The sequence below is a fragment of the Actinoplanes sp. NPDC051633 genome (assembly GCF_040681735.1).
Classification (GTDB): Bacteria; Actinomycetota; Actinomycetes; order Mycobacteriales; family Micromonosporaceae; genus Actinoplanes.
Window position 1 is genome coordinate 1 of the sequence record NZ_JBFAZH010000494.1, and the last position, 5,500, is coordinate 5,500.

Consider the following 5,500-nt stretch of genomic DNA (forward strand, 5'->3'; position numbering starts at 1 on the left):
CCACGCGTCGTCGCGGAAGGCCGGGACCAGGCCGTGCAGCACGGTCCAGAGCGTGGCCAGCGTCAGCAGGCCGTACTCGAACTTGAGCATCCCCCGGGCGAACCGCGACGTGCCGGTCGCGGCCGTCCGCAGCTGCAGGGTGACCAGCGCGAAGAGCGACGCCTGGAAGGGCAGCGCGCCGATGTCGTTGACGGTGATCGCGAGCGAGCTGGTGTCCTGCGGGCCGAAGGCGGCCATCGCGCCGGCCCAGATCGCGGCGCCGGCGGCGACGAAGGCGCCGGTGCGAGCCGCGGGGATGCGGGTGGTGGTGACGTCGGTGCGGGCCGGGGCGGGAGTGACGGTGACGGTCATGGCGTTCCTCTTCAGCGGTTCGATGTGGTTCGACGCCGTGAACATTGCCGGGGACGCGTCCCGGGCCGGCAGGGCCGCGCGCCATCGGTCGAGTCCCCCGCGATGTCCCGGGTGACCCGGGACGGCGGTCCCCTGACCGCGGGACTCCTGAGCTGCCACGATGTGCGCGTGAGAAGAGCTGGATGGGCCGCACCCGTGATCGCGGCCGCCGCGGTCGTGATCGCGGCCGTGCTCGACGCCGAGGTGCCCGCCGCGCACCGGGCCGTGCTGTTCATCGAGCCGGGGTGGGTGGCCGGCATCTCCGGCGTCGCGCTGGCCGTGCCGGGCGCGATCCTGCTGAGCCGGATGCCACGGCACCCCGTCGGCTGGGTGCTCGCCATCGCCGGGGTGCACTGGGCCGTGGACGGCGCGGCGGCGTCCTGGCTGGCGTACGCGACGCTGACCAGCCCGGCCCGACCGGGCGCCGAGCTCGCCTTCTGGATCTACCAACGCCTCGGCGCGATGCTGCTGCTCTCGCTCCCGCTGGTGCTGCTGCTCTATCCGAGCGGCCGGCTCCCGCGTGGCCGGTGGCGGATCGCCGCACTGGCCGGCCTGGCCAGCACCGCCCTCTTCCCGCTGGTCCTGCTGGTCGTCCCGTCCCGGGTGGCGCAGGCCGACTCGGGAACCGGGCCGATCCCGGCGCCCCTGGCCGCCCTGAACCTCGACTGGACCACAGTCCCCGGCCCGGACGCCTTCTGGACCGCCCTGCTCCCGGTGTCGAGCGCGCTCACGCCGATCAGCCTGCTCATCCCCTTCGCGGTGGTGGTCGGGCGGTACCGGAAGGCGGCGGACAAGGCTCGGATGCGCTGGCTGCTCTGGGCCGCGATCGTCGACGTGCTGGTCATGCTCGCGGCCACCGTGCTGCCGCAGAGCTGGTCCTCGCTGAGCCTGACCCTCGCGGTCGCACTGACCGGTGTCGCGCTGGTGATCGGCATCGTGCGGCCCCGGCTCCTCGACATCGACCGGCTGCTGGGCGGCACGGTCCTCTACGCCGCGCTCGCCGTGAGCGTGCTGCTGATCGACGCGCTGGTGCTGGGCGTCGCGAGCGCCGTGCTGGGGGAGCGGCTCGCCGACCGGGATGCCGCGATCGTCGCGCTGCTGGTGGTGACCGCGGTCTACGGCCCGCTGCGGCACCGGCTCTGGCTGGTCGTGCGGCGTCTGGTGTTCGGCCGGCGGGACGACCCGTACCGGGTCGTGGCGGGGCTGGCGGAGCGGCTCGAGAAGTCGCCGGACGACGAGCTGCTCGTGGTGGCCCGGTCGGTGGCGGACGCGTTCCGGGTTCCCTACGTCGGGGTGGAGATCGACCAGGCAGGGCAGATCATCACGGCGGAGGCGGGGACGAGGCCGGCCGGCGTGCGGAAGCTGCCCATCACCTACCGGGGCGAGACCGTCGGCCGCCTGGTGCTGCCGTCGCGGGGAACGCGCAGCGCGCTGAACGCCCGCGACGAGCGCCTCCTGGGTGACGTGGTCCGGCAGGCCGCCTTCGCGGCGCGGACCGCGCACCTGGCCCGGGAGCTCCAGCGCAGCCGCGAGCAGATCGTGACCGCCCGCGAGGAGGAGCGCCGCCGTCTGCGCCGCGACCTGCACGACGGGCTCGGACCGGCCCTGGGCGGTGTGGCGCTGCGCATCGACACCGCCCGCAACCTGGCCGTCAAGCAGCCCGCGGAATCGGACAGGCTGCTCAAGCAGGCGCGCGAGGATGTCACCACAGCGCTCGCAGACGTGCGGCGGCTGGTGCACGACCTGCGGCCGCCGGCCCTCGACGACGTCGGGCTGCTCGGCGCGGTCCGCCAGCAGGCCGACCGGCTGCTGCCCGGGGTGGCGGTGACGGTGAGCGGCGGGGACGGGCTCGACCACCTGCCGGCGGCGGTGGAGGTGGCCGCGTACCGGATCATCTCGGAGGCCCTGACGAACGTGGCGAAACACGCCCACGCGACCACCGCCCACGTGTCCGTGCGGCGCACCGACGGCCTGGAGATCGAGATCACCGACGACGGCGTCGGCATCCCGCCCGGCGCACCCTCCGGTGTGGGCCTCGTCTCGCTCCGCGAGCGAGCCGCTGAGCTGGGCGGAAGCTGCCGGATAGAGTGCCCGGACGAGCGTGGTACGACCATCCGCGCCGTCCTGCCCGTCGCGAAGGAGGAGGTCGCCCGATGACCCGCGTACTCGTCGCCGACGACCACCCGATCTTCCGTGACGGCCTGGCGATGCTTCTCGCCTCGGTGGACGGCATCGAGGTCCTCGGCACCGCGGCGGACGGCGCCGAGGCGGTCGCCAAGGCCCTGCAGCTGCGGCCGGACGTCGTCGTGATGGACGTGCAGATGCCGTCGCTGAACGGCGTCGAGGCCACCCGGAGGCTCGCCGCCGAGGCGCCCGGGATCGGCATCGTGGTGCTCACCATGTCGGAGGACGACGGCACGGTGTTCGCCGCGATCCGGGCCGGGGCGCGGGGCTATCTGGTGAAGGGCGCCGAGCAGGAGGAGATCGTGAGAGCAATCACGACGGTCGCCTCGGGCGGAGCGGTGTTCGGCGCCACCCTCGCGCTGCGGATCGCCGAGTTCTTCACCGCCGGGCCGGCCGTGCGGACCGAGGCCTTCCCGCAGCTGACCGCCCGTGAGCGGGAGATTCTCGATCTGCTGGCGTCCGGCCGCTCCAATCAGCAGATCGCCGACACGCTCTTCCTGTCGCCGAAAACCGTGCGTAACAACGTCTCGAACGTCTTCGCCAAGCTCCAGGTGGCCGACCGCTCGGAGGCCATCGTCCGCGCCCGCGAGGCGGGCCTGGGACGATAGTTGGATGATCGCCAAACTCAGATGGACGCTTTCCGTCCCCGTCGCCGGAATCGTCGCCCTCGTTCTGACCTGGGGCCGCGATCTGCCTCCGCCGGTCGTCGTCATCGTCGCTCTGCTGCTGGCCGGGTCGGTGCTGGCCGCCGTGCATCACGCCGAAGTGGTCGCCCACAAGGTCGGTGAACCCTTCGGCAGCCTGGTGCTGGCCGTGGCCGTCACCGTCATCGAGGTCGCCCTCATCGTCACGCTGATGATCAGCGGCGGTGAGAAGACCCAGTCGCTGGCCCGCGACACCGTGTTCGCCGCGGTGATGATCACGTGCAACGGCATCCTCGGCCTGTGTCTCCTGGTCGGAGCGATCCGCCGCCGGTTCGCGGTCTTCAACCCGGAGGGCACCGGCGGGGCGCTCGCCGCGGTGGCGACGGTCGCGACCCTCAGCCTCGTGCTGCCCAGCTTCACCACCAGCCGCCCGGGCCCCGAGTTCTCGCCCGCCCAGCTCGCCTTCGCGGCCGTGGCGTCCCTGGCGCTCTACCTGCTCTTCGTGACCGTGCAGACCCGCCGGCACCGCGACTACTTCCTGCCGATCACCACGTCGGGCAAGGTGATCAGCGAGGAGGAGCACCTCGATCCGCCGACCGGCCGGGCCGCCGTCACCAGCCTCGGCCTGCTGCTGGTCGCGCTCATCGCCGTGGTCGGCCTGGCCAAGGGCGTGTCACCGTCGGTCGAGGCGGGCGTGGAGGACGCCGGCCTGCCGCAGGCCGTCGTCGGCGTCGTCATCGCGCTCCTGGTGCTGCTCCCGGAGACGATCGCGGCGTTCCGGGCCGCCGTCCGCGACCGCATGCAGACGAGCATCAACCTGGCGCTCGGCTCGGCCATGGCCAGCATCGGCCTGACCATCCCCGCGATCGCCATCGCGATGATCTGGCTGGAGGGCCCGCTGCTGCTCGGTCTCGGCGGCACACAGATGGTGCTGCTGGCCCTGACGGTCGTGGTGGGCTCGCTGACCGTGGTCCCGGGCCGGGCGAACGTGCTCCAGGGCGGCATCCACCTCGGGCTGCTCGCCGCGTTCCTCTTCCTGGCCGCCAGCCCCTAGAGCGGCGCAGCCCTACCCCGCTGGGCGTAGTGCAGGTGCCTCCCCTGGTAGGACGCGCTCGGCTGTTCGAGCGGGCATCGTCTTCGACATGACGAAGTGGACTGTGGCGGATGTCGGTGACCAGCGCGGGCGGACCGTGATCGTCACCGGTGCCAATAGTGGGCTCGGCGCGGAGGTGTCCCGGGTGCTCGCCGAAGCGGGGGCGCGGGTCATCATGGCGTGCCGCGACCCCGGAAAGGCCCGGGTCGTCGCGGACGCCATCGGCGGGGTTACCGAGGTGCGCCGCCTCGATCTGGCCGATCTGTCGTCGGTGCGGGCGTTCGCCGGCGGACTCGATGAGGACGTCGATGTCCTGATCAACAACGCGGGAGTCATGGCGGTGCCTCGCGGTGTGACGGCTGACGGGTTCGAGCGGCACATCGGCACCAACCATCTTGGGCCGTTCGCGCTCACCGGCCTTCTGCTCGACCGGATCCGCGGGCGGGTCGTCACGGTGTCCAGCGGCCTGCACGTTCTCGGCCGGATCCGCGAGGACCTCGACGGCGACCGGCGCCGTTACCAGCGCTGGCTCGCCTACGGACAGTCCAAGCTCGCCAATCTGCTGTTCGCCTACGAGCTGCAGCGGCGACTGGAGGCTGCGGGCCGCCGCGTCGCGTCGGTCGCCGCGCACCCCGGGGTGGCCGCCACCGAAGGTCAGCGCCGGGACACCTCGCTGCAGGGCAAAATTCTGGCCGGTGGGCCGGCGCAGACCCCGGCGATGGGCGCACTGCCGATTCTCTACGCGGCGACCGCGCCCGGCGTCCCCGGTGGCGCCTGCGTCGGGCCTGACGGCTTCCTGCAGCGCCGAGGCCATCCGACGCTGGTCGTGTCCAGCCGCCGGTCACGCGATGCCGCCGTCGCCGCCGGCCTGTGGGCGCGGTCCGAGCGCCTGACCGGCGTCACCTACGACCTCCATCCGACACCGGCAGCACCGCTCCCGGCTCGCCGATAGGAGTCCGGCGACCGTCGGGGAGCTGCGTGTCTCAGGCGGACTGACGGATCACCAAGGTCGGCTCGTAGATGACTGACGAGACCCGCATCTCGCGGTCCTCCACCCTTGCCAGCAGGAGGCGGGCGCTCTCGGCGGCCATGTCCTCGAGGGGATGCCGGATCGTCGTGAGGGCCGGGCTCGCCGCCGTGGCCGCGCTGCTGTCGTCGAAGCCGATCACCGCCACGTCCTCGGGGACCC

Annotated in this window: 6 protein-coding genes; 4 read left to right on the plus strand and 2 right to left on the minus strand. The window is 72.8% G+C overall.

Features of this window, described 5'->3' with window-relative positions; all coding sequences use genetic code 11:
* A partial coding sequence (locus AB0M20_RS24785; protein ID WP_364301963.1) for a hypothetical protein occupies positions 1–351 on the minus strand: 351 nt, incomplete at its 3' end.
* Positions 352–519: 168 nt separating this feature from the next.
* Between AB0M20_RS24785 and AB0M20_RS24790 the strand changes: the two genes are divergently transcribed.
* The 4 genes from AB0M20_RS24790 (at position 520) to AB0M20_RS24805 (ending at position 5,263) form a co-directional block, all read left to right on the plus strand.
* Positions 520–2,547: a GAF domain-containing sensor histidine kinase gene (locus tag AB0M20_RS24790; protein ID WP_364301965.1), complete on the plus strand. Its 2,028-nt coding sequence runs from the start codon at positions 520–522 to the stop codon at positions 2,545–2,547.
* Complete coding sequence (locus AB0M20_RS24795) at positions 2,544–3,182, plus strand: response regulator transcription factor (RefSeq protein WP_364301967.1); 639 nt, start codon at positions 2,544–2,546, stop codon at positions 3,180–3,182. The genes AB0M20_RS24790 and AB0M20_RS24795 overlap by 4 nt, the downstream gene beginning before the upstream one ends.
* Positions 3,183–3,186: 4 nt before the next feature.
* Positions 3,187–4,272 carry an ionic transporter y4hA gene (locus AB0M20_RS24800; RefSeq protein ID WP_364301969.1) on the plus strand — a complete coding sequence of 362 codons (1,086 nt, stop codon included), beginning with the start codon at positions 3,187–3,189 and terminating at the stop codon, positions 4,270–4,272.
* Between the two features lie 88 nt (positions 4,273–4,360).
* Positions 4,361–5,263 carry an oxidoreductase gene (locus AB0M20_RS24805; protein ID WP_364301971.1) on the plus strand — a complete coding sequence of 301 codons (903 nt, stop codon included), beginning with the start codon at positions 4,361–4,363 and terminating at the stop codon, positions 5,261–5,263.
* 31 nt (positions 5,264–5,294) lie between these two features.
* Here AB0M20_RS24805 and AB0M20_RS24810 read toward each other — a convergent pair.
* Positions 5,295–5,500: substrate-binding domain-containing protein (locus AB0M20_RS24810; protein ID WP_364301973.1), on the minus strand; the 206-nt coding region annotated here is incomplete at its 5' end.

Excerpts from the sequence above, each read along its gene's own strand:
- AB0M20_RS24800 (WP_364301969.1), top strand. The coding sequence starts at position 3,187 with ATGATCGCCAAACTCAGATGGACGCTTTCCGTCCCCGTCGCCGGAATC.
- AB0M20_RS24795 (WP_364301967.1), top strand. The coding sequence starts at position 2,544 with ATGACCCGCGTACTCGTCGCCGACGACCACCCGATCTTCCGTGACGGC.
- AB0M20_RS24805 (WP_364301971.1), top strand. The coding sequence starts at position 4,361 with ATGACGAAGTGGACTGTGGCGGATGTCGGTGACCAGCGCGGGCGGACC.